The organism is Rhodococcus pyridinivorans (genome assembly GCF_900105195.1).
GTDB lineage: Bacteria > Actinomycetota > Actinomycetes > Mycobacteriales > Mycobacteriaceae > Rhodococcus > Rhodococcus pyridinivorans.
Genome location: NZ_FNRX01000002.1, coordinates 1,935,479 through 1,961,173 on the forward strand (window position 1 = coordinate 1,935,479; position 25,695 = coordinate 1,961,173).

Below are 25,695 nucleotides of genomic sequence, written 5' to 3' on the forward strand. Positions count from 1 at the left end.
TGATGGGGACGATCGGGGCGCTCGCCGTCTCGTCGCTGGTCCTGTCCGGTGCCGCGGTCGCCCACGCCGAGGATCTCCCGGCCGCCGCGACCGGCGAGACTCGGTCGCAGAGCGCGACTGTCGAACGCATCGAGAAGCACACCGACCGCGATTGGTCGCTGTTCGTGTACTCGCCGTCGATGGAACGCACCATCGAGCTGCAGGTGCTGCGACCGGCCGACACGAGCGCGCCGCGACCGGTCTTCTACCTGCTCAACGGTGCCGGCGGGGGACTGGACCGGGCGACCTGGCGCGAGCAGACCGACATCGTGGAGTTCTTCGGCGACAAGAACGTCAACGTCGTCACTCCGGTCGGTGGCGCGTTCAGCTACTACACCGACTGGCTCGAGGACGATCCCGTTCTCGGACGCAACAAGTGGACGACCTTCCTCACCGAGGAGATCCCGTCGGTGGTCGACGAGACGCTCGGCGCGAGCGGCCGCAACGCGATCGCCGGTGTGTCGATGTCGGCGACGTCGGCGCTGGCGCTCGCCCAGCAGGCGCCCGATCTCTACCAGGCGGTGGGTTCGTACAGCGGATGCGCCGAGACCGCCTCGGAGATCGGTTCGCGCTATGCGGAGATCGTCGTCGCGTTCGGCGGGGGCGAGGTCGAGAACATGTGGGGACCGGTCGCCGGTGAGCACTGGACGGAACAGGACGTCGTGCTCAACGCCGAGAAGCTGCGCGGCAAGGCCGTGTACGTCTCCACGAGCAGCGGTGTCCCGGGCCCGTACGAATTGAAGGCATGGGAGCAGGACGGTGTCGCCGTCCTTCCCGATGTGGCTCTGCTCGGGATCATCGAGGCCGGCGTGAACGATTGCACGACGCGACTGCGCGGTGCGCTGGACGCAGCCGGGGTCGAGGCGACCTACTCGGTCCGGCCCGACGGTACCCACACCTGGGGCTACTGGCAGGAGGCCCTGCACGAGTCGTGGCCCGTGCTCGGCGAGGCCATCGGCGCCTGAGCCGAGAGCGCTGCGCTCGATAAGACACCCGGGGGGTGAGGTCCGCGACCTCACCCCCTCGGGCGTTCTCACATGTTCGTCGGATCAGCCAGTCCAGGAACTCGAGGACGTTGCTGATGAGCGCATCGAGCGAACCGGGAAGCGGCCGAGCGCCTCGGCGATCATGCGGTGGCCCTCGGCCTCGTAGCAGTCGTCGCCCACATGGAAGGCCCACACCGCGACCGCGACCGCCGCGCGGACACGTCGGCGGAACCAGGCGTCCTCCTCACGGGGATCCTCGCCGTAGCCACGCAGGAAGGCCTGCTCGGCACCGGGGACCCGGAGGAACTCGCGTACCGCGAGCCGCTCGAAGTCCTCACCCGCCGGGCGCATCGCGGCACGCCCGAAGTCGATCACCTTCACCACACCGATGTCGTCGGCGAGCCAGTTGCGGCTCTGCCAGTCGCCGTGGGTGGGCACCAGGGTGGCCGTCGGTGTCGGCCATCCCTCGACCATCGAGCGCAATCGGCCGGCGACGTCGGGACCGATACGGTGCGGCGCCGCGAGCCACCGCAGCGTCTTCGTGTTCGCCGATCGCTCGTACCCCTCGTCCACCACATGCTCCTGGCGATGGAACTGGGCGAGCAGCGCGCCGGCCTGTTCGTAGACGTCGAGACGGGACGACGCGGCGGTGCCCAGGACGAGCCGTCCCGGAAGGTATTCCGTCACGACGAGTTTCGTCGCGCGGTCGGCGAACACCATGCGGGCGGCCCGACCGCACCGTACCCACGGAGCGGTCCACCGCTCGTGCGCGCTGATCTCGCGGCTGATGTGCCGATCCGGAGTTCCGCCCGCCTTCACGACCAGCAGCCCGTCGTCGGTGTCGACCTCGAGGACAGTGGTCGACACCAGTCCCCAACTCATGTCGGAGACCACGACGATGCGGCCGAACCGCTGCGTCAGCAGGTGGCGTTGCTGTGGAGTGAGCCGCTCCAGGGCGTCCGGCATGAAGGCACTCTAGCGATCTTTCGCCGCGAAAACCCCTGTCGCTTCCGGCTTGTGATCGTTCACCCCGCGAGGGACCGCGCGATCACGAGTCGCTGAATCTGATTGGTGCCCTCGAAGATCTGCGTGATCTTCGCGTCGCGCATGAAGCGCTCGACCGGGAAGTCGCGGGTGTAGCCGTATCCACCGAGGACCTGCACAGCGTCGGTCGTGACCTTCATGGCGGCATCCGTCGCGACGAGCTTGGCCACCGACGCCTGCCGCGAGTAGGGCAGGCCGGCGTCCTTGCGCCGGGCAGCGTCGAGATAGGTGGCGCGGGCCGAGTCGACGGCGGCGGCCATGTCGGCGAGAACGAAGCCGAGGCCTTGGTGGTCAATGATGCGCTTGCCGAAGGCCTGCCGTTCCTTGGCGTAGGCCGTCGCCTCGTCGAGGGCGGCCTGGGCCAGACCCGTCGCGACGGCGGCGATCCCCAGGCGTCCGGAATCCAGTGCGCTGAACGCGATCGGCAGTCCCTGTCCCTCGGCGCCGATCCGGCGCTCGGCCGGGACGAAGGCGTCGTCGTAGTGGGCGGAGGTGGTGGGGATGGCGTGCAGGCCCATCTTCTCCTCGGGCTTGCCGAAGGACAGGCCCTCGGTGCCGGCGGGCACGAGGAAGCACGAGATGCCCTTGCTGCCGGTGTCGGCTGTGCGGGCGAACAGGGTGTAGAAGTCGGCCTTGCCGCCGTTGGTGATCCACGCCTTCGAGCCGGTGATGCGGTAGCCGCCGTCGACGGGTTTCGCACGGCACGCGAGGGCCGCGGCGTCGGATCCGGCCTGCGGCTCGGAGAGGCTGTACGCGCCGATGGTGTTGCCGCCCAGCATCTCCGGGAGCCACTTGTTCTTCTGCTCGTCGGTGCCGTGGGTGGCGAGCGCGAAGCACGACAGTCCGTGCACGCTCACCGCAACCGCCACGGCAGCCCAGCGGGCGCCGAGTTCCTCGAGGACCTGCAGGTAGACCTCGTAGGGTTGGTCGCCGCCGCCGAACTCCTCGGGGTACGGCAGGCTCAGCAGCCCTGCGGCGCCGAGTGCGGGGAAGACGCCCTCGGGGAAGGTCTCCTTGCGCTCGTGCTCGTCGACGCGCGGGGCGAGCACCTTGTCGGCGACGTCGCGGGTGAGGTCGATCAGGTCGTAGGCCTCGCGGGTGGGAAGCAGACGCTCGACGGGCACGGTGGTTCCTCCTGGAAGACTGGGGACCAAAAATAGTACTGAGGACGATACTGCAGTACTGTTCTCGGTATGGCAAGAGTCGGTAGCCGGCGGCCCACCGCCCGGCAGGCGCAACTGTTCGACGATCTGGTCGCGTTGTTCCTGGCAGAAGGCTTCGCGCACCTGACCCTCGACGACATCGCCGCGCGTCTGCGCTGCTCGAAATCGACGCTCTACGCACTCGCGGAGAACAAGGACCGGCTCGTCTACGCGGCGACCGTCCACTTCTTCAAGGGTGCCGCCGACCGGGTGGAGGCCGACGTCGCGCGGGCCGCGGACGCCCAGGCTCGCATCGGCGCCTATCTCGAGGCCGTGGGGCGCGAACTCGAACCCGCCTCCACGCGGTTCATGGAGGACATCGCCCACACGCCGGTCGCGCGCGAGGTCTACGAACGCAACACCCGGTTCGCCGCCGACCGCGTCCGCCAGCTCATCTCCGAGGGAGTTGCGGCCGGCGAACTGCGCGACGTCCACGCGGCCTTCGTCGCTGACGTCGTCGCCTCGGTCATGGTCCGCATCCAGCAACGACAGGTGGCCGAGGCGACCGGTCTCGAGGACGCACGTGCCTACCGGGAACTCGCCGCACTGCTCGCGCACGGGCTCTCGACCGCACCGCACCTACGATCGACCCTATGACCACGGCTGCACCGAACGATCCGATCCGCCTCGAGGTCGTCGTCGCGAGTGTCCGCGCCGGTCGCATCGCGCCGGTCGTCGCAGACTGGTTCGCGGCCACCGCACGGCGTCGGCCCGAGTTCGACGTCGGCGTTCTCGATCTCGCCGAGACTCCGCTCCCGCACGACCTCTCGGGCGGTCCCGACGCCGACGCCTTCACCGGTCGCATCGGTGCTGCGGACGCCTTCGTGGTGGTGACCTCCGAGTACAACCACGGCTATCCCGCCGCGCTGAAGACGGCCATCGACACCGTCAAGCACGAATGGCGCACCAAGTCGGTCGGATTCGTCTCCTACGGTGGCCTGTCCGGCGGATTGCGCGCGGTCGAGCAGTTGCGGCAGGTCGTCGTCGAGGTCCACATGGTGCCGGTGCGGCAGTCGGTGAGCTTCCACCGCGTCAAGCACGCCTTCGCGGCCGACGGCACCACCACGGACGAGGCCGCGATCGACGGCGCGGAACGCATGCTCGACCAGATCGCCTGGTGGGCCCGCACCGTCCGCGCCGGAACCGCCCTCGACCGCTATCCCGGCTGAGGCGCCGGATCCGGCATGCGCGACCGGCCGAGATGGGTGCTCTCCGCCGCGATCGTCACGAGGGTGAGAGGCGTGCGTTCGCCGCCTACCGTGAGCACCACACGGCCCCCGGCCGCTCCGGGTTGGAGCAACGACACCGTGGGGCGCTCGCGCGGCCATCCGTCCGGGTGGATGTGCACGTGGATCGCGGTCGCGTGCGGCATGGACGAGGTGGGCGGGACGCCGTCGTAGACGACCGTGTCGAAATCGTGGTCGCCCGCGTACTCGCCCGCCAGACGCAGCCGGTCGGGTCCGGCCGCGGATCCGACCAGGCCGCGCCACGCACCGGACCGGTCGGTGTGGACGACGATCCGCGCCCCCACCGCGACGGCGCGGAAGACCACCTGCTGGGCGAGATACAACTCGCCCGCGATGTGGACCGAGCGGACTCCGGGACCGGTGAGACGCGCGGTGACGGCGCGACCGGCGTCGTCCGATCCGATGAGCTGCCCACACCCACCGGCCGGAAGAGCGAGGGCGTCGAGTTCCCCGCTACGCGATTCGCGCAAGGGAACCCGGTCTTCCAGTTGCGGAACCCCGAGGGGCAATGCCGCTGTGAGGAGTTCGGCGTGACGTCCGTACGCCGGGAACAGTCCGGCCACCGAGGGGACGTCCGCCTCGCGCGTGGTGAACCGTGCCAGCGCCCCGACCCGAACCGACCCGTCATCACCCGGTCGCAACCGGAGGACCAGTGTCGACGCCAAAGTTGGATGCGACCAGATCGCCGCCGTGTGGCGGCGGTCGATCCGACGTGGGTCGAAGGCGCCGCCCGAGTCGAACGCGGAGGCCAGGGCGACGTGCCGGCGCGTCGGGGCCCACTCCGTCGCCGGGACCCCGTGGGAGATGCGCAGCGCGGCCTGTTCGATCTCGCTCGCGGTGAGCAGTCGCGCACCGTACCCGGCGTCGCCGAGCGCGCGGATCACGCGCCGCGCCGCCGCGACGACGGTCCGGGCGGCACCCTCGGAGCCTCCGCCCCGACGGGCGGCAGCGGCCGCGCAGGACGTGACGTCGAGTCGGAGCACCACCCGCACCGTGCGTTCGGCCGCGGCGGGAAGCGGGCCCAGCAACTGTGCGTAGGCCTGCCCCGCGGGGGTCGAGTCGCGAACCCGGCGCCCCTGCACCACGACATCGATCCCGTCCAGGACGACGTCGTGCCGGTACAGGCAGGCGGCGATCGCGTCGAGGGGGAGCGTTCGCCCCGTCTCCTCGCTGTCGCGCCCGAGTCGGGTGATCGCACCGGCCGGTGAGAACGGTTCGAGAACCACGGTCGCGTACGGGCCGTCCCATAGCACCCCCACCGGGACTGCCGACCCGACGTGGAAGTCGCGGAGGACACCCGAGACGGAGACGTCGTCCGGGCGTCGGCGCAGAACGGTCGCGATCCATTCGGCTGTGCCGCGTCCGCCGATCCGCACGAGGCACAGCGCGGCCGGTGGCACGGCGATCGCGCAGGCCACCCACACGGACGCCCCCGACACCACCGCCAGCGTCCATACGAGGGCGGCGACGCACTGGGCACCCACGAGCCGCACGGCGACACGGCTTCTCGCATCACCTGCTGCTGTGCTGATCCGTGCACCGGTGGGCGCTGTGCTGACCCGTGCACCGGTGGGCGCTGTGCTGACCCGTGCACCGGTGGGCGCTGTGCTGACCCGTGAATCCCCCGACTCGAAGACGGTTCGTTGCATCGATCCCCCCCGAACGACGGCCGGCAATGATTCCGGCGCGGTGCCGACCTTCCCCCTGACCGCGCGGAGCGCCTGTGGTGGACGCCCGACTGGACTGTACTGTGTTGCGCCAGAGAGCGTGCCGTACGGGGGGAGATCGATGGCAGCGCAACCGACCACGCGATGGCAGGTCAGTGGATACCGTTTCCTGGCACGACGCATGGATCATGCGTTGGTGCGGGGCGACGTACGAATGATCCACGATCCCATGCGTTCCCAGTTCCGGGCGTTCGTCGTCGGAGTCGTCGTCGCGTGTGTCGTGCTGGGAGGCTGTGCCGCCCTTGCCCTGTTCCGCCCCCAGGACCGGATCGGTGATGCTTCCGTCGTCGTCGGACGCGACTCCGGTGCGCTCTACGTCGCGATCGGCACGACCTTCCATCCCGTCCTGAATCTCGCGTCGGCCCGGCTGATCCTCGGATCGCCCACCGAACCGGCGGTCGTAGCCGACGAGGAACTGACGACACGACCACGCGGACCGCTGGTGGGGATCCCGGGTGCGCCGTCCTCCCTGGTCCATGATGCAGAGGAGGTGCCGTGGACGGTGTGCGACGTCGCCGACCCGAACGGTCTGCAGTCCTCGACCACCGCCGTGCTCGCCGGCACACCCGACCACCGGGCAGGCTCGGTGCTCGCCGACGACGAAGCGCTCCTCGTGGCCGCGGACGGCAGATACCACTTGCTCTACGAGGGCAGACGCGCCGAAATCGACCCGAACGACCGGTCGCTCGTGCGCCTGCTGGGCATCGACGTCTCCCGTGCGCGCCCCGCGAGTCCCGGACTGCTCGCCGCCGTGCCGGAATCGCCGAAGCTGGCGGCACCCCACATCACCGGCGCCGGAGGTGTCCCGGGCATGTCGATCCCGGGTGTGCGAGTCGGGTCGGTCGTCGCGGTGTCCGAACCGGACGGGCAGAGTTTCCACGTAGTGCTCGAGAACGGTGTGCAGGAGGTCTCGCGGGCCACCGCACATCTCATCCACTTCTCGGATTCGCAAGGAGCACCCGAGATTCCGGTGATTCCACCCGACGTCCTCGCAGCCGCGCCGGTCGTGCACGAACTGCCGGTCGACACCTTTCCCGAGGTCGTCCCGCGCATCGTCGATCCGGGGGAGAGGCCTGTGGCGTGCTCCACCTGGCAGCCCGGCACAGGCGAGAACGACCGGCACCGCTCGACTCTGCGGTTGTCCGCGGGGACGGCCCTGCCCACCGGCAAGGACGCCGTGCCGGTGGTCCCGGCCCAGGCGGACGATGCCGGACCGCAGGTCGACGCGATCCACATCCCGCCGGGCCGCGGCAGATACGTGCAGACCACCTCGCTGACCTCGGACACCGACCGTCTCGGTTCGTTGTTCTACGTCGCCGACACCGGCGTGCGGTACGGCATCACCGATGCGGACGCCGCTGCGGCACTCGGCTTCACGGATCCACCCGCCCGGGTCCCGTGGCCCATCCTGCAGTTGCTCGCTCCGGGACCCGCGCTCGGCCGGGAACAGGCGCTGCTCGCACACGACGGTGTCGCCGCCGACCCGGAGGCGGTCCCCGTCGGGGCGGGCAACTGATTCAGGTCCGTGATCGGGCGAGTCGTCGTGCCGGTGCAGTGAGGACGAGAACGAGGGCGGTCGCGGCGATCACGGCCGCAGCCGAGATCAGTGCGATGGTGCGCGGCCGGTGATCCGGTACCGGGGGAGGAGTCGGCTCGGCGACGGCAACCGCCGGCATCGGCTCCGCGCGCCCGGCCGGCAGCGGCGCGGTGACGGCGGCGAGCGGGTCGACGACCCCGTGTCCCACCTGCGGATTCCATCCTTCCGCGGGGGAGTGGGCGGTGCTCTCGATGCGCGTCATCACCTCTCGGGCGGACAAATGCGGGTACCGCGAGCGCACCAGCGCGACCGTCGCCGCAACGAGCGGCGCCGCGAAACTCGTCCCGGACACCGGTCTGCCGCCCTGGGGGCCGGGGATCAGGTCGGCCAGACCGTCGGTGCCGGGATTGAGTGAGACGAGCCCGCTCCCGGGAGCGGCGACGTCGACCCACGGCCCGGGCAGACTGTACCCGGCCGGTGTGCCGTCGTCCTCGACCGCGCCGACGGTGAGGACGTACTCGTCGTACCAGGCCGGTGATGCCAGGGTGACGACCGAATCCCACGGATCCGCACCGGGATCGGCCGGATCCGCCGAGCGCGGATTGCCTTCGCGGCAGGTGTCGGTGTTGCCGGCCGCCGCGACGACGACCGCGTCGTGTACATCCGTCGCGTACTGCACTGCCGCTCCCAGCGGACCGTCGACGAGGCCTTCGGCGACCGTCCGGCAGGCGACCTCGGAGATGTTGACGACGGTGGCGCCGAGATCCACCGCCTGCCGGACGGCCGCCGCGAGGGTCCGTACGTCGCCGTATCCGGAGGCGTTGCGCGCGGCATCGTCGTCCGATCGGGAGCGGTCGGAGAAATGGCCGCTCGACTGGCGGATGGCGATGATCCCCACGTCGGGTGCGCCACCGGCGAAACCCGATCCGGGTGTCGGCCGCGCCGCGATCAGGCCGGCGACGAGGGTGCCGTGCGCGTCGCAGTCCTCGGTGCCGTCACCCGTGGACACGTAGTCGCCACCCGGCCTCGGGGCCGGCAACCGCGGATGCGGATGGACCCCGGTGTCGATGACGGCGACCACCTGCCCCGCTCCCCGGGTGATCGGCCACACGGACGCGAAGTCGAGGATGCGTTGTGCCCGAGGGATCTGCGGTCCGTCGGGAGCATCCGGCAGTTCTGCGCACAACACCCGCATCTCGGTGGCCTCGGGAGGCGCAGGCGTCGCGCCGGCGGGCAGTTGCGCCGGATCGGGTACCGGGGGCGCGGCGGTCGCGAGACCCGGAGTAGTGGTCGCTATCAGGGCGGCGAGGGCCAGGACCGCGAACCGGTGTGACAGCCGCACCGTCACAGTCCGCGGATCGCTGCGTACACACCGGCGACCCAGCAGGCCAACGGCACGACGGTGGCGATGGTCGCGTACTCCGCGATCTCGGCGATCCGGCGTTGTACCGGGGTGAACGTCCGTCGCGGCGCGACCACACCGAAGAGGAAACCGGCACACGCGAGACCCGTAGCGGATGCGAACACCGCCCACGGCGGCAACGCTCCGCTCGCTGCCGCACCGACGAGCAGCCCGAGCAGCAGTACCGCGCCACCGGCCACGAGGGGAGCCGCCTGCGCGGTCGCGGTGTAGGTGCGGCCTCGGAAGACCAGGGCCACGGCCGACGCCACGGCCAGTGCTACCGCGGGCACGGACACGTCTCCGTCCAACGGGAACGCGGCGCACCACGCTCCGCCCGCCGTGAGTAGGACGACGGCGTGGACGATTCCGGTGAGCGCGCTCCGTGCCCGATTCGCACGGTGCTCGAGCTCCGCCTGTGACGGCAACCCGGACACGCTGCTCTCGGGGGTCTCCGGTTCGAGCGGAGCGCCCGGAGCAGGGACCGGGGGGATGGGGAGTTTCGCGAGCATCGCCGCGAGGCGTGGTGCCGTGCCGGCGAGCAGCAGCGCCACCACCACCGTTCCGGCTCCGAGGGCGCGCGCCTCGAGTTCGGTGGTCGATGCGAGGGTGGCCGTCACGACGACGCCCGCGGCGGTCGCGGCGACCGCCGTGCACGGTGCGAGGCCGATGCGGGTGGCACGCACGGCGAGCACTGCGACCGCACCGGTCAGTGCCGCGGCGAGGACGAGACGCGGCGCCGGCGATTCGCCGGGAACGAGCAGCGCCCCGGCCGTCGCTGCGAGCGGGAAGGCGCACCACAGCAGCGCGGTCGCGGTCCGTCGATCGTCGTGGAGCCGGGCGAGGATGCCTGCGGCGAGCAGCACCAGGAGAGGCAGCGCGGCGCACACGGCTCCGAGGGCGAGACGGCTCGCGCCGTCGGGCAGGAACAGCAACGGTACGCAGCCCGCGGCGAGGGCGACCGGACCCAGGACGGCCGCGATGAGACCCGACGGGCCCGCACCCCACGGCGTCGTGGTCCGGTCCGAGGCCGCGACGCTGTACATGACGTCGTCGAACAACGGTGGAGGAGCGGGGGATCCGGCGTCCTCCAGGACGAGGATCTCCCCGTCGCGGACGCCGTGCTCGTCGAGACTCAGCGCACCGGACAGCGGGGCCCGACCGATCCGGGCGAGCGCCCAGCCGTCGGGTTCCGTGCGTTCGGGTGTCGCGTCGAAGTCGTTGTCGGGCCGGTGGCCGGCGACGAGATTCACGATCCCCGGGAGCAGCAGCGCCACCGGAACGTCGAGGGGCAGTGCGAGATCGACCTCGGTGTGGCGGGCGAGCACGGTGATCCGGCACAGATCCGGGGCGCCCACCTGCCCCGGGGTCTCGGATCGCGCACGCACAGATGTCATCGGCCTCGGTTCCCCCCGTCACTGCAGTCCGAACGACGCAGACCATACGACATCGTCCCGACCGGTGTCGTGCCCGAGTTGTCCGTCGAGGGGCCGAGGGGCGAACAGGAGCACGGAAGGTCGCAGCCATGGGTTAGTCTTCCACGACCGTGGGGCCGTAGGGGGCGGCCGACGGCGTTCCGGGGGTGACGAACGTGAGTACCGTGCGTTTCGTACGCAGAGCACGGCGGGAGGCACCGCGCGCTCCCAGCGGTGAGGTGAGTGTCCAACCGCCACCGGACATTCCCCGGGCCACGCCCGGCAATCTGGTGACCAGACTGCTCCCGCTCGTGATGGTCGCGGCGATGATCGGGATGGTCGCGCTGATGTTCACCACCGGCGCCGCACGCAGCCCCATGGCGATGATCTTCCCGCTCATGATGGTCGTGTCCCTGGTGGGCATGCTCGCCAACGGTGGTCGCAGCGGGGGAACGAAGACCGCCGAGGCGAACGAGGACCGCAAGGACTATCTGCGCTATCTCGACCAGCTCCGGCGCGAGGTCACCGAGACGGCGCACGAACAACGTCGGGCGCTCGAATGGTCGCATCCCGACCCGGCCCTGCTGTGGACCCTCGCCGGCACCGTCCGGATGTGGGAGCGGCGCAGCACCGATCCCGACTTCGGTCACCTCAGGGTGGGGCGCGGCGGGCAGCGACTCGCGACCCGACTCGTGCCTCCGGACACCGGGCCGGTCGAGGATCTCGAACCCGTCGCCGCCTTGTCGCTGCGCAGGTTCGTGCGCGCGCACTCGGTGGTGCAGGCGCTGCCCACGGCTGTGTCGCTGCGGGGTTTCGCGGCGATCGGCCTCGAGGGCGATCGCCGCGCGGCGCGCTCGCTCGCTCGGGGGATGCTCGCGCAGGCGTGCACCTTCCACGGTCCCGACACACTGCAGGTCGCCGTCGTGTGCGGGCCCGACACCGCTGCGGAATGGGAATGGATCAAGTGGCTGCCGCATGCGCAGAACCCGGTCCTGCGCGACGGTGCGGGCAGTGCACGCACGGTGTTCGGTTCGCTGTTCGAACTCGAGACCGATCTCGCGGCGGTCCTCGCCGGTCGCAGCAGATTCGTCCGGAACGCCCCGGCCACCGAGGGTGCCGTGCACCTCGTCGTGGTCGTCGACGGCGGGGTCACGGGATCGGGTTCGGGGGTGCTCGACGACGGTCTCGACGCAGTGACCGTGCTCGACCTCTCCGGTTACGCCACGCGGCTCAGCGCGACGCGCGGCCTGCGCCTGGTGGTCGAGGAAGGACGGGTCGGGGTCGCCACCGGCACCGACGTCGACATCTTCGCCGATGCCGACGGCATCGGGACTCCGCAGGCACAGACGTTGGCCAGACTGCTCGCGCCGTACCGGGTGACGAGCGGAGCGGTGGACGAGAGCGCCGGCGACGACCGGCCGTCGAGCTGGCAGGAGCTGCTGGGCCTCGGGGACGTGGCCCGCTTCGACCCCGCGCAGGTATGGGTGCCACGCCGCGGGCGCGACCGCCTGCGGGTACCGATCGGTGTCGGCATCGACGGTGCGCCTGTCGAACTCGACCTCAAGGAGGCCGCCGAGAACGGGATGGGACCGCACGGACTGTGCATCGGCGCAACCGGATCGGGAAAGAGCGAGTTCCTGCGGACGCTGGTCCTCGGTCTCGTGGCGACGCACCCGCCGGAGGCACTCAACCTGGTCCTCGTGGACTTCAAGGGCGGCGCGACCTTCCTCGGTCTGGACCGGATCTCGCACGTCGCGGCGGTGATCACCAACCTCGCCGACGAGATCGCGATGGTCGACCGCATGAAGGACGCCCTCGAAGGCGAGATGAACCGCCGCCAGGAACTGCTCCGGACGGCAGGCAACTTCGCCAACGTCGGCGACTACGAGAAGGCCAGGGCGGCAGGTGCACCGCTCGACCCGCTGCCCGCGCTGTTCATCGTGGTCGACGAGTTCTCCGAACTTCTCTCTCAACAGCCCGAATTCGCCGACCTCTTCGCGGCGATCGGACGCCTGGGCCGGTCGCTGCACATGCACCTGCTGCTCGCCAGCCAACGACTCGACGAGGGTCGCCTCCGCGGTCTCGACAGCCACTTGTCGTACCGCATCGGCCTGAAGACCTTCTCCGCAAACGAATCGCGGAGCGTTCTCGGCGTTCCCGACGCCTACCACCTGCCGTCGACACCCGGCGCCGGATATCTGCGGACCGATTCCGCCGACATCCAGCGGTTCTCCGCGGCGTACGTCTCGGGGCCGTACGAGCCCGGCCGCCCCACCCGGCGCACCCGATCGGCGGTGCCGGCCGGCACGTCCCGGCCCCGGCTCTTCACCGCGCGGGCGGTGCCGGTCGACGCCGGTCCGCCCGCCCCGGTCACGGAGCCGCTCCCGGTTCTTCCCGCGGGCGACGGCCGGAGCGTGCTCGAGGTGGTCGTCGACCGGATGCGGGGGCACGGAACACCGGCGCACGAGGTGTGGCTTCCTCCGCTCGACGACTCCCCGTCGCTCGACATGCTGCTGCCCAGGTCGGTGCTCACCGGCGACGTGCCGCGTCACGCAACCTTGCGCACCGTCGTCGGTGTCGTCGACCGGCCGTTCGAGCAACGCCGCGACCCGCTGGTGGTCGACCTGTCCGGGTCGGCCGGCAACGTCGTGGTGGTCGGCGGCCCGCAGTCCGGGAAGTCCACACTGCTGCGCAGCCTCGTCCTGTCGATGGCCCTCACGCACAACGCCGAGCAGGTGCAGTTCTACGGTCTCGATTTCGGTGGTGGCACGTTGTCCGGTCTGGCCGGCCTGCCGCACGTCGGTTCCGTCGCGGGGCGGCACGACACCGACCGGGTGCGCCGCACGGTCGCGGAGATGATGTCGCTGCTGCGTCGTCGCGAACGGTCCTTCGCCGAGAACGGCATCGAGTCCATAGCTCAGCTGCGGCGGATGCGCGCCGACGCGGTCGCACCGGCCACCGGCGATCCGTTCGGCGACGTCTTTCTCGTCGTCGACGGTTGGCCGAGCATCCGGCAGGACTTCGAGGCACTGGAACAGACGATCGGGATCCTCGCTGCCCAGGGTCTGTCCTACGGCATCCACGTGGTGCTCAGCGCCCCGCGCTGGGGTGACGTGAGGCCCGCCATGCGCGACCTGCTGGGTACGCGGCTCGAACTCCGCCTCGGCGACCCGTCCGACTCCGAGTACGGCCGAAAGAGAGCGGCGATGGTGCCGGAAGGGCGGCCGGGACGCGGTATCGACCGCGATGGCCTGCACATCCTGGGGGCGCTGCCGCGGGTGGACGGAAGCTCCGATCCGGCCGATCTCGCGGTCGGCGTCGCAGCGGCGGTCGAGGCCGTCCGTGCTGCCACGCCGGGGCGTTCGGCGCCACCGGTGCGCATGCTGCCCGAACGCATCGACCGGCCCGACCTTCTCACAGCTCTGCCCTCAGGGTGGCCGCCACCGGCCGACGCGTCCCCGGCGGCCCGGCTCTCCGTCCCGATCGGCATCGACGAATCCGAACTCGCGCCCGTATCGGTGGATTTCACCGACCATCCGCACCTGCTGATCTTCGGCGACTCGGAGTGCGGCAAGACCAATCTGCTGCGAGGGCTGTGCCGCGGACTGGTCGAAGCCGGCAGCGGTGCGCAGACCAGGATCATCGTCGGCGACTACCGCCGCACGCTGCTCGGTGTCGTGGGCGGCGACCATCTCGGGGGATACGCTGCGTCGGCAACGGTCCTCGCAGCCATGGCCCGCGAACTCGCCGGCATCTTCGAGCGCCGGCTGCCGGGCCCCGGCACGACGCAACAACAGCTGCGCGATCGATCGTGGTGGACCGGACCCGAAGTGTTCGTGGTGATCGACGACTACGACATGGTCGCCACCTCTGGCCAGAATCCGCTGCTGCCGTTGCTCGACTATCTCCCGCAGGGACGTGACATCGGCCTGCACCTGGTGGTCGCACGTCGCTCGGGTGGTGCCGGACGCGCGATGTACGAACCGATCCTCGGGCGTCTGCGGGAGTTGTCGACTCCGGGTCTGATCATGAGCGGTAGCCGCGACGAGGGAGCGCTCGTCGGCGCGGTCCGTCCGTCGCCGGTACCGCCGGGCCGCGGCACACTCGTACGACGCGACGGCACGGCGCTCGTCCAGACCGCGTGGGCGCCGGAGGTGTGATGGCGCTCCGGGACGAGACGGTCGTCGCGGTCGCGTTCACGCTGACACCCGGATCCGTCCACATCGGATGGCCCGGAACCACGCGCAGCGTGCCCGCTCTCGCCGCGGATCTCGGCGACCGACGGGTCTACGGAGCGGCAGCGGAGGAACCGTCGGAGCCGGCCGGCGTCGCAGGACTCATGGATGTCACGGAACTCGTGGATGCGGCCGCGGTCGAAGGGGAAACCGAACTCGGAGAACTGCTGAGCGGGCTCGTCTCCTACGCTGCAGCGACCGTGGGTGCACCGGACATCGGCGGGGTGGCGTGCGCGATACACCCGACCTGGTGGAACGAGCGGCGCCGCGATCTCTTCCGGACCGCCGTGCGGCAGGTCGCAGGCGATACGATCCTGCTTCCGGCCGCGGTGGCCGCCGCGCGCGCCGCCGATCCTGCGCCGCACGAGCGGTGTGCGGTGCTCGAATTCGCCGCCGGGGGAGTCACCGCCGTGAGCATCGCTCCGCCGGGGCCCGACGGGCCGACCGTCGAACGACTCGCACGCGATCCGGGTCTGTCGGTGCACTCCCCGGACGCCGCGATGCGACTCGAGAACCTGCTGACCTCGGTGTGCGGCGGGGCTGGGCCGGAGGTCGTGGTGGTCACCGGCGGCCCGGGCGAACCGTCCGGTGTCGAATCCTTCTCTCTCGCAGTTGATCTCGTGGGTTCGGGTCGGCGGGTGCTGCCCGTCGCGGCCTCGGAGATGCTCAGCGCCGTGACCGGCCCTCCGGCGCCACCGGCAGGAACCGGAGGGACCGCGAGAGCCCCGGCCATCGCTCCGACGACCGACGGACCCGACAGGACACTGCCGTGGCTCAGCGAGGTGCGCGCACGCCCGGATCCCCCTCGTGGCGGGCGGGCCGGCACGGTGCCCGCGCTGGTCGTCGCCGGGGCGGTGATTCCGTTCCTGCTCGCCGCTGCGATCTTCCTGTGGCCGCTTCTCACCGGAGAAGGTGGAGACGCGGAGGTCCCGGCTCCGCCGGAAGTCGTTGCTGCAGAGGAGCCGCCGACCGACGCTCGTGAGCCCGAGTCGGCCGCCGACGCCGGTCCCTCCCCGTCGACGCGGATCGACGCCGGTCCGCTGCACCTCGACCTGCCGGAGGGCTGGCGCGTCCGCGACCCCGCGACTGTGCCCGAGGGGCGCGCGGAACTGATACCGGTCGGCGGAACCGATCGCCGGATCCTGGTCGTGTACCGCGATCTTCCCGACGGGATCGACGAGCGCTCGGTCGCCTCCGCGTTGGCGGAGCGGGCCGCCGAACGTGCACCTGTCATCCGCGACCTCGACACCGACACGACCTTCGCCGACCGCAAGGTCGTGGCGTACACCGAAGTTCCCGACGACTACTCGGTGGTGCGGTGGTCGGTCCTGGTCTTCCCCGGACTTCAGGTCTCCGTGGGATGCCAGTACCTCGAGGGGGAATGGACCCGTATCCGGAGTGAATGCGAGCAGGCCGTCCACACCCTCCGGGGCGGGTGAGAAAAGTAGGTCCACGAATTTCGGAAGGCGCGGAACCGATACCGGATCGGGTGCGTCCAACCAGATGTAGGAGCCAGGACCGGCTCGACACCGAGCCGGATGATCCACGCACGAGCGAAGGAGTACGCCGTTGACCCAACCGACCGGCAATTCGAATCACCTCACCACCGATGTAGCGACGATGGAGGTCGTCGCGGGACAACTCCAGGACTCCCGCGCCGAACTCGACGCGATCCTCGGTCGTCTGACGGGCGTGGTGCAGTCCGCGCCGTCGGTCTGGCGGAGCCGCTCGGCGGAACAGTTCGCCGGAATCATGGAGCGCTGGAACGTCAACCACACCAAGCTGTCGAACGCCCTGGACGAACTGGCAGAAGCCGTGCGCACCAGTGGACGGTCGTACGCCGCTGCCGAGGACCAGCAGGCCCAGTCCTTGTCGGCGATCGACCCCGATGGCGGTTCGGTGCTCAACGGGTCGTTCAACTGATCGCCGGTCGCTCCGGCACACAGCCCTCCGGCACACATTCGAGAACAAGGAGAACGATCCGTGTCCGAGATCTATCAGAACTTCGCCGGCGTCGCCGACCTGCACGCCCAGCTCGTGTCCGGTCAGAAGGCGATCGAGGCGACGCTCGACCGCATCGAGGGGCAGGTGGCGCCCCTCATCGCCACCTGGGACAGTGGGGCGCAGGAGCGCTACGCCGCCACGCAGGCGCGCTGGAACGAGGCCGAGGCCGGCCTCATCCAGGTGCTGCACGACATCGGTCGGGTGGTCTCGACCGGTAACGACAACATGCAGGAGGTCGAGCGACTGAACCAGCAGCGCTTCCCGGGCTGATCCGGGTCTGCCGGATCCGGACCGATCCGGCGCTGTCACGTCCCGGTGGTGGAGAGGCCGCCGGGACGTGCTGCTGCTTCCGGGGTGCTCCAGCGGAGGGTGCGCGAGGGCAGGGCTGCTGCGGCGCTTTGACCGGCCCGGCGTCCGCCCGGTAGAGTGTCCCCTCGGCGTGTCGCACGTCGTCGTGCCCTGTGGTGCGACGAACACCTCTCCCGGGTCCCAACTGGCCGCCGGGCGTGGCAACCGTCGGCATGCAGGCCAGCAGCGAAACGATAGACGAGGAAGATCTGTGTCTACGTACACACCGAAGGCCGGCGACGTGACCCATCAGTGGCACGTCATCGACGCCACCGACGTGGTGCTCGGCCGCCTCGCGGTGCAGGCGGCAAACCTGCTCCGCGGCAAGCACAAGCCCACATTCGCGCCGCACGTCGACGGTGGTGACTTCGTCGTCATCATCAACGCCGACAAGGTTGCCGTCTCCGGCAACAAGCGGACCGACAAGTTCCTCTACAGCCACTCCGGTCACCCGGGCGGTCTGCGGGCTCGTTCCGTCGGCGAGGTTCTCGAGAAGAACCCCGACCGCCTCGTGGAGAAGGCCGTCACCGGCATGCTCCCGAAGAACAAGCTCGGTCGCGCCATCGCGAAGAAGCTGAAGGTCTACGCGGGCCCGAACCACCCCCACGCCGCGCAGCAGCCGGTGCCGTTCGAGATCAAGCAGGTGGCACAGTGACGACGCCCGAGGAACAGAACGTGAACCCCGAAGAGTACGTCGAGAACGTCGAGGTCGCTGCAGACGAGTACGTCGAGGACGTCGTCGAGGCACCTGCTGCCCCGATCGTGTTCGACCGTCCGGTCCAGACCGTCGGTCGCCGTAAGGAGGCTGTCGTCCGCGTCCGCCTCGTGCCCGGCACCGGCAACTTCACCCTCAACGGCCGCACCATCGAGGACTACTTCCCGAACAAGGTGCACCAGCAGCTCGTGAAGTCGCCCCTGGTGACGGTCGAGCGCACCGAGTCGTTCGACATCCACGCGCGCCTGCACGGCGGCGGTCCGTCCGGCCAGGCCGGCGCGCTGCGTCTCGCCATCGCGCGTGCACTCACCGAGGTCACCCCCGAGGATCGCCCCGCGCTCAAGCGTGCCGGCTTCCTCACGCGTGACCCGCGTGCCGTCGAGCGCAAGAAGTACGGCCTGAAGAAGGCCCGTAAGGCATCGCAGTACTCCAAGCGCTGATGTGCCGCCGACGCTGATTTCGTCAGAGTCGGCACCTGTTCCATCACGAGAGCAGGCGTCGGTAGACATCTCCTACCGGCGCCTGCTTTCGTGCATTCTGTCCTCTATCGACACCCGCGGCGGGGGCCGCACACGACTGGGAGGCTGTGTACATGGGTCGGTTGTTCGGCACCGACGGAGTCCGGGGCTTGGCCAACGCCGAGCTCACATTGGAGCTGGCAGTACGCCTGGCAGGCGCTGCGGCAGCGGTCCTGGCCCCGCAGGGTGCCGAGCGGCGACCGGTCGCGGTCGTGGGTCGAGATCCACGCGCGAGCGGGGAGATGCTCGAGGCGGCCGTCACGGCCGGACTCACCGCAGCCGGAGTCGACGTGGTGTCGGTGGGCGTACTGCCCACCCCAGCGGTCGCGTACCTCACGGGTGACTACGGCGCCGACCTCGGCGTGATGATCTCCGCGTCGCACAATCCGATGCCCGACAACGGCATCAAGATCTTCGCAGCCGGCGGGCACAAGCTCGACGACGAGGTCGAGGACCGGATCGAAGCGGTGCTGCACGGCGACGCCGAGAGCGCCGCACGCCCCACCGGCTCCGGTATCGGCCGGGTGCGCGTCGTGTCCGACGCCCTCGACCGTTATCTCGCGCATCTCGCGACGGCCGTGCACAAGCCGCTCACCGGTACGACCGTAGTGGTCGACTGCGCGCACGGCGCCGCCTCGCAGGCCGGCCCGGCCGCCTACGCGGCCGCAGGTGCCACGGTCATCGCGATCAACGCCGAACCCGACGGACTGAACATCAACGACGGCTGCGGATCCACGCACCTGTCCGTGCTGCAGCAGGCCGTGCTCGAGCACGGCGCCGACCTCGGTCTCGCGCACGACGGCGACGCCGACCGCTGCCTCGCCGTCGATGCGACCGGCACGGTGGTCGACGGTGACGCGATCATGGCGATCCTCGCTCTCGGCATGCACGAAGCCGGTGAACTTCCCGACGACACCCTCGTCGCCACGGTGATGAGCAATCTCGGTCTGCATCTCGCGATGCGCGCGGCGGGGATCCAGGTGCGCACCGTCGGCGTGGGCGACCGCTACGTGCTCGAGGAGCTCCGCCGCGGTGGCTACGGCCTCGGCGGTGAGCAGTCCGGCCACATCGTCCTGCCCGCGCACGGTACGACCGGCGACGGCGTGCTCACGGGCCTGCGCCTGATGGAGCGGATCGCCACGACGGGTCTGCCGCTCGCGAAGCTCGCCTCGGTGATGACATCGCTTCCGCAGGTCCTCGTGAACGTGCGGGTCCACGACAAGGTCGCCGTCGCGAGCGATCCTGCGGTGGCGGACGCGGTCGCGGAGGCCGAGCGCGAACTCGGTGAGACCGGCCGGGTGCTGCTGCGTCCGTCGGGCACCGAGCAGCTCGTACGCGTCATGGTCGAAGCCGCCGACGACGATCACGCCCGGGCGGTCGCCGACCGTCTCGCGGGAGTCGTCGCCGCCGTCTGACCTGCGCGGTCCCTGCCCTTCGCTGCCGGTTTCCGCTCGCAGTCACGCTGCGGTGGAACCGGATCGTCCTGCGCTGCGTCCTAACCCTTCGAGAGGGTTCGGTGGGTGAAGGGCGGACATGGACACACAGCACAGCACGATCCAGGTCGACGGCGACGCGGTGCGAGCCGTCGCGGCACGACTCGAGGAGGTCGCCGAGGACGCCGACGACGAGATCCGTCGTGGCTTCGGCGGTCTCGTCTTCGATGGCTCCGGTGCCGGATCGACGCACCGGTCGGCCGGCGTTCGCGTCGAGACCGGATATCGCAGGATGCGTGCGACGTGTGAGAGCTGGGCGGCGACCGTACAGGCGCAGGCCGACGCATTGCGCGCGGCGGCAGACAGATACCGGCACCAGGACGACGCGACCGGCATCGCCCTCACCGCTGTGACCGGTGCCGAACTCGACAGCGTCGGGTTCGGCGACGCAGGGACCCGGCAGCCGTGAGGACCCCTCCCGAGAGCGCAGGCGACATCCTCGACGCGGGAGCGCCCGGCCTGGCCCGCCTGACCGACCTCGTGCAGTCCCTGCACACTCTCGGGCTCGAGTCCGGCTGTTGCGTCGCGGACGTCCGGGCACGCTACGACGAGGAACGAACCCTCTCGTTGCCCGCCCTCGCCGACGACGCCGCCACGACGCGCTCGCTCGCGACCTCGCTCGGTCGTCGGACCGACGAACAGCGTCGCCTCCTGCAGCAACTCGACGAGTCGTGGGACGGATCCGCCGCCGACCGGGCTCGCGCCGAGCTGACGGCCACCGTCCGTTCCGGAGTGGCGCTGTGTGCGTCGCTGACCGATCTCGCGGTCGCGCTGGAATCGGCGGCCACCGCGATCGCCGCAGCGTTGCGTGAGAAGGCCCGCGTCGTCGGGGCACTCGCGGAAGGCACCGTCGACGGTCGCACGAGGGACGAGATCGACACGATCGTCGCCGGAGCGAGCGGTGGCCCGCACGGACCGAGCCCGGAGGAGCATGCCCGCTGGTTCGGCAACCCGCCCGGTGGCGACGTGGGCGACCCGCCCGGTGGCAACCTGGGCGACCCGCCCGGTGGCGACGTGTCCGACCCTGCCGCCGAGTGCCGGAGATGGATGGAGGAACGTCTGGTCCCGGCGGTCCGGGACGCCGTCGACGTGGTGCTCGGGGCATGTGAGGAGGCCGTCCGCCGGATCGCCGGCAGCGTCACCGACCTGGCGACGACCACCGAACGCGTCGCCGATGATGCCGGGGCGGCGGCCGCGGGCGTATCCGGTGCCGGGACGGTGGCTCCCGTCGTCGACGACGGGTCGACGCAGCACGGACCGAGCGACCCGCCGAATCAAGGTGCACTGCTGACGGTTCCCGGGATCCGCCCGGGCGAACGCAGACGCGAACACACCCCAGGACCGGTCGAGGCCGACCGCCGGCAGGACGAGAACGACGAGGGCGGTGCAGGAGTCGTGCTCGCGGAAGCCGGACCGCTGTGACGCGAACGACGGAACGTCAGCGCCCGAGGAGCAGGTTGACCTGCGTGCCGAGATCGCGATCGACGACGTCGGGGTCGGAGATCACCGTGGAGCCGGGCAGCTCTGTTGTGAGGTCGGAGAAGATCGCGTACGTCTTGTCGCCCGTGAGACGGTGCAGCAGGAAGCCGGTGAGCAGCGCACGAGTGCGTTCCTGGGTGCGACGCTCGGCACCACCGACGCCGAGCGCTCCGAGCAGGCGGCGCCCCTCGACGAGTCCTTCGTCGTTCGCCTTCTCGACGACCCGCAGCTGCACGTCGTCGCTGCCCCAGCCCCGGGCGACCGCGACGGCGTCGCTGGTCATCGACCCGATGCTCTTCTCGCCGACGAGGACGAGGCCCGGTGCCCGCACGCGGCCCGCGGCTTCGGAGGCAGCGGGGGAGACGGGCGAGGGGTAGAGCGCGGCGACGGCCGCGACCTCACGCCTCGCAGCGGCGAGCACCGCCGCCCCGGCACCCGAGCCGTGGCCCACCAGCGCGAGCTTCGACGGATGGACACTGATCCGCCCGGTACCGAGACGCACGCCGGTGCAGATGTCGAGGGTGGTGAGCAGGTCGGTCGACAACCCGATCGCCGACGGCACCGGTCCGCGCTCGGTGTTGGGCGCGCCTACCACGATTCCCCAGGACGCGAGATGCTCGAAGAGCTTCGAGTACTTCGTGACCCCGGTGAGCCAGCCGTGCCCGAACGCGATCGCGGGCAGGTCGAAACCTTCCGCGGGGGTGTACACGACACCCGGCTGACCGGCGAGCGCCAGGTCGCCGCGCAGCACCGAGTGCGGGCCGCGCCGGGAGAGTTCCTGAGCCAGTTTCTTGGGGTTCGCCGCCACGGCCTGAACGTTAGCGGATGGTGATGCCCGCCGGGGTCGGTGCGTACCGGACGGCGTGCCCCGATGCAGGTGTACGGGCTCACCGGTGTGTTGTTCCCGGGCGGGGGTCGACCAGTACCCTGCTAGGCATGTGCGGAATCGTGGGCTATGTCGGGCACCGTCGTGCTCTCGACGTCGTGGTGGAAGCGCTGCGGCGGATGGAGTACCGGGGTTACGACTCGGCGGGAATCGCCATCCTCGACGGCAAGGGTGGTCTGGCCGTCGAGCGGAAGGCGGGGCGGCTGGTCAATCTGGAGGCCGAGCTCGCCGAGATCGGCGAGGAGCACTTCGCCGGTACCGCGGGGATGGGGCATACCCGGTGGGCCACCCACGGTCGTCCCACCGACCGCAATGCGCATCCGCATCGCGACGCGACCGGCAAGGTCGCGGTGGTGCACAACGGCATCATCGAGAACTTCGCGCCGCTGCGTGAGGAGCTCGAGAAGTCGGGTGTGGAGCTGGCCAGCGACACCGACACCGAGGTCGCGGTGCATCTGGTGGCCCGCGCCTACGCCGAGGGTCCGACGGCGGGCAACTTCGTCGACAGCGCCCGCAGTGTGCTGCGCCGGCTGCAGGGTGCGTTCACACTGGTCTTCGCCCACGCCGATCATCCGGGCACGATCGTCGCGGCGCGCCGGTCGACGCCGCTGGTCGTCGGGGTCGGCGACGGTGAGATGTTCATCGCCTCGGACGTCGCGGCGTTCATCGAGTTCACCCGGGAGGCGGTCGAGCTCGGTCAGGACCAGGTCGTGGTGATCACGAACAACTCCTACGAGGTCACCGACTTCGACGGCAACACCGACGTGGCGACGCGTCCGTTCACCATCGACTGGGATCTCGCCGCCGCCGAGAAGGGCGGCCACGACTACTTCATGCTCAAGGAGATCGAGGAGCAGCCGGCCGCGGTCGCCGACACCCTGCGCGGTCACTTCGTCGACGGGTGCATCGTGCTCGACGAGCAGCGCCTGTCCGATCAGGAACTGCGCGACATCGACAAGGTGTTCGTCGTCGCCTGCGGCAGCTCGTACCACTCGGGCCTGGTCGCCAAGTACGCGATCGAGCACTGGACCCGCCTGCCCGTCGAGGTCGAGCTGGCCTCGGAGTTCCGCTACCGCGATCCGGTGCTCGACCGGTCCACGCTGGTCGTGGCGATCTCGCAGTCCGGGGAGACCGCCGACACCCTCGAAGCGGTCCGGCACGCCAAGGATCAGAAGGCGCGGGTGCTGGCGGTGTGCAACACCAACGGCGCGCAGATCCCGCGGGAGGCCGACGCGGTGCTCTACACCCGCACCGGCCCGGAGATCGGTGTGGCCTCGACGAAGGCGTTCCTGGCGCAGATGGCCGCGAACTACCTCGTGGGTCTGGCGCTGGCGCAGGCGCGCGGCACGAAGTATCCCGACGAGGTGGCCCGCGAGTACCAGGACCTGGCGGCGATGCCGGAGAAGATCGCCGAGCTGCTGACCGGCATGGAGCCGGTGCGGGCGCTGGCGCGGGAGCTGTCGGCCTCGCCGGCCGTGCTGTTCCTCGGTCGGCACGTGGGCTACCCGGTCGCGCTCGAGGGTGCGCTCAAGCTCAAGGAGCTGGCGTACATGCACGCCGAGGGTTTTGCGGCCGGTGAGCTCAAGCACGGCCCGATCGCGCTGATCGAGGACGGGCTGCCCGTCATCGTCGTGATGCCGTCGCCGAAGGGCCGCGCCGTGCTGCACAGCAAGCTGCTCAGCAACATCCGCGAGATCCAGGCCCGCGGGGCCGTCACCGTCGTCATCGCCGAGGAGGGCGACGAGACGGTCCGGCCGTTCGCCGATCACCTCGTCGAGATCCCGTCGTCGGCGTCGCTGCTGCAGCCGTTGTTGTCGACGGTGCCGTTGCAGGTCTTCGCCGCGGAGGTCGCGCAGGCCCGTGGTTACGACGTCGACAAGCCCCGCAACCTCGCCAAGTCGGTCACCGTCGAATAGCGACCCACCCGCCGGTGCAGGAGGGACGATGCGCAGTTTTCACCCGTCCGACGTGGTCCGCGCGGCGGAGGCGCCGCTGCTGGAGTCTCTCCCCGAGGGAACCCTCATGCGGCGCGCGGCCTACGGACTCGCGCGGGTCGTGGCTTCCGAACTGCGTGAACGCACCGGTGGGATCGCCGGTCGGCGGGTGAGCCTGCTCGTCGGGTCCGGCGACAACGGCGGCGACGCGCTGTGGGCGGGAACCTTCCTGCGCCGGCGGGGCGTGTCCGTCACTGCACTGCTGCTCGACCCCGACCGGGCGCACCCCGCGGGTCTGCGGGCACTGCGGAAGGCCGGCGGGCGGATCGTCCCGGCGACTCCAGAGCACCTCGGCGACCCGGACCTCGTGCTCGACGGCATCGTCGGCATCTCCGGGCGCGGCCCGCTGCGACCGGCGGCGGCCGCGCTCGTGGACGAGATCACCGCGCCGATCATCGCCGTCGACATCCCGAGCGGTGTCGACCCCGATACCGGTGCCGTCGACGGACCGGCGATCACGGCCGCGGTGACCGTCACCTTCGGCGCCTACAAGCCGGTCCATGCACTCGGCGCCACGCGCTGCGGTCGCGTCGAACTCGTCGACATCGGACTCACACTCCCGGAGGCCGGGCTGGTCGCGGCGGAACCGTCCGAGATCGGCGCGATCTGGCCGGTGCCCGGCGCCGAGGACGACAAGTACTCCCAGGGTGTGGTGGGTGTCCGTGCCGGCAGCGCCCGGTATCCGGGGGCGGGTGTGCTGTGCACGGGAGCGGCCGTCGCCGCGACCTCCGGCATGGTGCGCTACGCCGGGTCGGGTGCCTCCGAGGTGCTCGCGCGGTTCCCCGAGGTCGTCGTGTCGCCCTCGGTGGCCGAGACCGGGCGGGTGCAGGCCTGGGTCGTGGGGCCGGGTGCCGGTACCGACGATGAGGCCTGCGCGAACCTGCGCGACATCCTCGCCACCGACCTGCCGGTGCTCGTCGACGCCGACGGACTCACGCTCCTCGCCCGCGAACCCGGTCTCGTGCGGGGCCGGTCCGCGCACACCCTGCTCACCCCGCACGCCGGCGAGTTCGCACGCCTGACCGGGAACCGCCCCGAACCGGACCGGGTCGCGGCGGTACGTTCCCTCGCCGCCGACTGGGGAGTGCACGTGCTGCTCAAGGGGCGCGCGACGCTCGTGGCACGGCCCGACGGGCACGTCTTCGTCAACGATGCGGGCGGTTCGTGGGCGTCGACCGCGGGTGCCGGGGACGTGTTGGCCGGTGTCATCGGGTCGTTGCTCTCGTCGGGCATGCCGGTGGACCTGGCCGCGGCGGCCGGTGCTCGGGCGCACGCCCTCGCCGCGAACCTGGCCGCGCAGGACCCCGAGTCCCCTGGAGCGGCGCCGACCTCGGCGAGCGCGATCCTCTCGCGACTCGGCGACTCGATTCGTCTGCTGCGCACCCACATTGCCGAATCGTGACGTGGTACACGGGGACACGACGTCG

The 25,695-nt window shown here is 70.7% G+C and carries 21 protein-coding genes; 15 read left to right on the plus strand and 6 right to left on the minus strand.

Annotated elements, in window-relative coordinates; genetic code table 11:
* Window positions 1–2 precede the first annotated feature (2 nt).
* On the plus strand, window positions 3–1,004 hold the full coding sequence (locus BLV31_RS09315) for an alpha/beta hydrolase (RefSeq protein WP_064060443.1): 1,002 nt from the start codon (window positions 3–5) through the stop codon (window positions 1,002–1,004).
* An 84-nt stretch (window positions 1,005–1,088) separates the two neighbouring features.
* Here BLV31_RS09315 and BLV31_RS09320 read toward each other — a convergent pair whose 3' ends face one another.
* Window positions 1,089–1,991: a phosphotransferase family protein gene (locus BLV31_RS09320; RefSeq protein WP_064060442.1), complete on the minus strand. Its 903-nt coding sequence runs from the start codon at window positions 1,989–1,991 to the stop codon at window positions 1,089–1,091.
* Window positions 1,992–2,050: 59 nt separating this feature from the next.
* A complete protein-coding gene (locus tag BLV31_RS09325) occupies window positions 2,051–3,193 on the minus strand; it encodes an acyl-CoA dehydrogenase family protein (RefSeq protein WP_033096996.1) in 1,143 nt (380 codons plus the stop codon).
* Window positions 3,194–3,262: 69 nt separating this feature from the next.
* Here BLV31_RS09325 and BLV31_RS09330 point away from each other — a divergent pair, with 69 nt between their 5' ends.
* Complete coding sequence (locus BLV31_RS09330; protein WP_006550047.1) at window positions 3,263–3,868, plus strand: TetR/AcrR family transcriptional regulator; 606 nt, start codon at window positions 3,263–3,265, stop codon at window positions 3,866–3,868.
* Entirely contained in the window at window positions 3,865–4,440 is a 576-nt protein-coding gene (locus tag BLV31_RS09335; protein ID WP_039584877.1) for an NADPH-dependent FMN reductase, read from the plus strand. Before BLV31_RS09330 ends, BLV31_RS09335 begins: the two co-directional genes overlap by 4 nt.
* Here the strand turns inward: BLV31_RS09335 and eccE are convergent.
* On the minus strand, window positions 4,428–6,011 hold the full coding sequence (gene eccE, locus BLV31_RS09340) for a type VII secretion protein EccE (RefSeq protein ID WP_254778508.1): 1,584 nt from the start codon (window positions 6,009–6,011) through the stop codon (window positions 4,428–4,430). The two genes, BLV31_RS09335 and eccE, sit on opposite strands and share 13 nt — an antisense overlap.
* Before the next feature lie 295 nt (window positions 6,012–6,306).
* On the opposite strand from eccE, the gene eccB reads away from it, so the two are divergent.
* Window positions 6,307–7,761, plus strand: a complete 1,455-nt coding sequence (gene eccB, locus BLV31_RS09345) for a type VII secretion protein EccB (protein WP_024101611.1) — start codon at window positions 6,307–6,309, stop codon at window positions 7,759–7,761.
* Between the two features lies 1 nt (window position 7,762).
* On the opposite strand, the gene mycP is transcribed toward eccB, so the two are convergent.
* Entirely contained in the window at window positions 7,763–9,130 is a 1,368-nt protein-coding gene (gene mycP, locus BLV31_RS09350; protein WP_072740414.1) for a type VII secretion-associated serine protease mycosin, read from the minus strand.
* Window positions 9,127–10,578 carry a type VII secretion integral membrane protein EccD gene (eccD, locus tag BLV31_RS09355; RefSeq protein WP_248846307.1) on the minus strand — a complete coding sequence of 484 codons (1,452 nt, stop codon included), beginning with the start codon at window positions 10,576–10,578 and terminating at the stop codon, window positions 9,127–9,129. The genes mycP and eccD overlap by 4 nt, the downstream gene beginning before the upstream one ends.
* 194 nt (window positions 10,579–10,772) lie before the next feature.
* On the opposite strand from eccD, the gene eccCa reads away from it, so the two are divergent.
* The 9 genes from eccCa to BLV31_RS09400 all read left to right on the plus strand — a co-directional run bounded on the left by eccCa (window position 10,773) and on the right by BLV31_RS09400 (window position 21,331).
* Window positions 10,773–14,756 carry a type VII secretion protein EccCa gene (gene eccCa / locus BLV31_RS09360; protein ID WP_072740443.1) on the plus strand — a complete coding sequence of 1,328 codons (3,984 nt, stop codon included), beginning with the start codon at window positions 10,773–10,775 and terminating at the stop codon, window positions 14,754–14,756.
* Window positions 14,756–16,270: a type VII secretion-associated protein gene (locus tag BLV31_RS09365; RefSeq protein WP_231781811.1), complete on the plus strand. Its 1,515-nt coding sequence runs from the start codon at window positions 14,756–14,758 to the stop codon at window positions 16,268–16,270. The genes eccCa and BLV31_RS09365 overlap by 1 nt, the downstream gene beginning before the upstream one ends.
* Window positions 16,271–16,400: 130 nt before the next feature.
* Window positions 16,401–16,754, plus strand: a complete 354-nt coding sequence (locus BLV31_RS09370) for a WXG100 family type VII secretion target (protein WP_019288588.1) — start codon at window positions 16,401–16,403, stop codon at window positions 16,752–16,754.
* Window positions 16,755–16,814: 60 nt separating this feature from the next.
* Window positions 16,815–17,105 carry a WXG100 family type VII secretion target gene (locus tag BLV31_RS09375; RefSeq protein WP_016690931.1) on the plus strand — a complete coding sequence of 97 codons (291 nt, stop codon included), beginning with the start codon at window positions 16,815–16,817 and terminating at the stop codon, window positions 17,103–17,105.
* A gap of 289 nt (window positions 17,106–17,394) precedes the next feature.
* Entirely contained in the window at window positions 17,395–17,838 is a 444-nt protein-coding gene (gene rplM / locus BLV31_RS09380; RefSeq protein WP_006550055.1) for a 50S ribosomal protein L13, read from the plus strand.
* A complete protein-coding gene (rpsI, locus tag BLV31_RS09385) occupies window positions 17,835–18,338 on the plus strand; it encodes a 30S ribosomal protein S9 (RefSeq protein ID WP_006550056.1) in 504 nt (167 codons plus the stop codon). Before rplM ends, rpsI begins: the two co-directional genes overlap by 4 nt.
* A 152-nt stretch (window positions 18,339–18,490) precedes the next feature.
* Window positions 18,491–19,831, plus strand: a complete 1,341-nt coding sequence (glmM, locus tag BLV31_RS09390) for a phosphoglucosamine mutase (protein ID WP_006550057.1) — start codon at window positions 18,491–18,493, stop codon at window positions 19,829–19,831.
* 118 nt (window positions 19,832–19,949) lie between these two features.
* Window positions 19,950–20,318, plus strand: a complete 369-nt coding sequence (locus BLV31_RS09395) for a hypothetical protein (RefSeq protein WP_024101602.1) — start codon at window positions 19,950–19,952, stop codon at window positions 20,316–20,318.
* Window positions 20,315–21,331 (plus strand): WXG100 family type VII secretion target, encoded by a 1,017-nt coding sequence (locus BLV31_RS09400; protein ID WP_072740415.1) that lies wholly within the window; start codon window positions 20,315–20,317, stop codon window positions 21,329–21,331. The genes BLV31_RS09395 and BLV31_RS09400 overlap by 4 nt, the downstream gene beginning before the upstream one ends.
* 16 nt (window positions 21,332–21,347) lie before the next feature.
* Here BLV31_RS09400 and BLV31_RS09405 read toward each other — a convergent pair whose 3' ends face one another.
* On the minus strand, window positions 21,348–22,196 hold the full coding sequence (locus BLV31_RS09405; protein ID WP_064060919.1) for an alpha/beta hydrolase family protein: 849 nt from the start codon (window positions 22,194–22,196) through the stop codon (window positions 21,348–21,350).
* A 128-nt stretch (window positions 22,197–22,324) separates the two neighbouring features.
* Between BLV31_RS09405 and glmS the strand changes: the two genes are divergently transcribed.
* Together glmS and BLV31_RS09415 are read left to right on the plus strand one after the other, a co-directional pair.
* Window positions 22,325–24,190 carry a glutamine--fructose-6-phosphate transaminase (isomerizing) gene (gene glmS, locus BLV31_RS09410; protein WP_006550061.1) on the plus strand — a complete coding sequence of 622 codons (1,866 nt, stop codon included), beginning with the start codon at window positions 22,325–22,327 and terminating at the stop codon, window positions 24,188–24,190.
* Between the two features lie 28 nt (window positions 24,191–24,218).
* Complete coding sequence (locus tag BLV31_RS09415) at window positions 24,219–25,670, plus strand: bifunctional ADP-dependent NAD(P)H-hydrate dehydratase/NAD(P)H-hydrate epimerase (RefSeq protein ID WP_006550062.1); 1,452 nt, start codon at window positions 24,219–24,221, stop codon at window positions 25,668–25,670.
* Window positions 25,671–25,695: the final 25 nt, after the last annotated feature.

What these genes read in the sequence shown, in the direction of transcription:
- BLV31_RS09315 (WP_064060443.1), top strand. Translation starts at nt 3, where the DNA reads ATGGGGACGATCGGGGCGCTCGCCGTCTCGTCGCTGGTCCTGTCCGGT.
- BLV31_RS09320 (WP_064060442.1), bottom strand. Translation starts at nt 1,991, where the DNA reads ATGCCGGACGCCCTGGAGCGGCTCACTCCACAGCAACGCCACCTGCTG.
- BLV31_RS09330 (WP_006550047.1), top strand. Translation starts at nt 3,263, where the DNA reads ATGGCAAGAGTCGGTAGCCGGCGGCCCACCGCCCGGCAGGCGCAACTG.
- BLV31_RS09335 (WP_039584877.1), top strand. Translation starts at nt 3,865, where the DNA reads ATGACCACGGCTGCACCGAACGATCCGATCCGCCTCGAGGTCGTCGTC.
- eccB (WP_024101611.1), top strand. Translation starts at nt 6,307, where the DNA reads ATGGCAGCGCAACCGACCACGCGATGGCAGGTCAGTGGATACCGTTTC.
- eccD (WP_248846307.1), bottom strand. Translation starts at nt 10,578, where the DNA reads ATGACATCTGTGCGTGCGCGATCCGAGACCCCGGGGCAGGTGGGCGCC.
- BLV31_RS09365 (WP_231781811.1), top strand. Translation starts at nt 14,756, where the DNA reads ATGGCGCTCCGGGACGAGACGGTCGTCGCGGTCGCGTTCACGCTGACA.
- glmM (WP_006550057.1), top strand. Translation starts at nt 18,491, where the DNA reads ATGGGTCGGTTGTTCGGCACCGACGGAGTCCGGGGCTTGGCCAACGCC.
- BLV31_RS09395 (WP_024101602.1), top strand. Translation starts at nt 19,950, where the DNA reads ATGGACACACAGCACAGCACGATCCAGGTCGACGGCGACGCGGTGCGA.
- glmS (WP_006550061.1), top strand. Translation starts at nt 22,325, where the DNA reads ATGTGCGGAATCGTGGGCTATGTCGGGCACCGTCGTGCTCTCGACGTC.
- BLV31_RS09415 (WP_006550062.1), top strand. Translation starts at nt 24,219, where the DNA reads ATGCGCAGTTTTCACCCGTCCGACGTGGTCCGCGCGGCGGAGGCGCCG.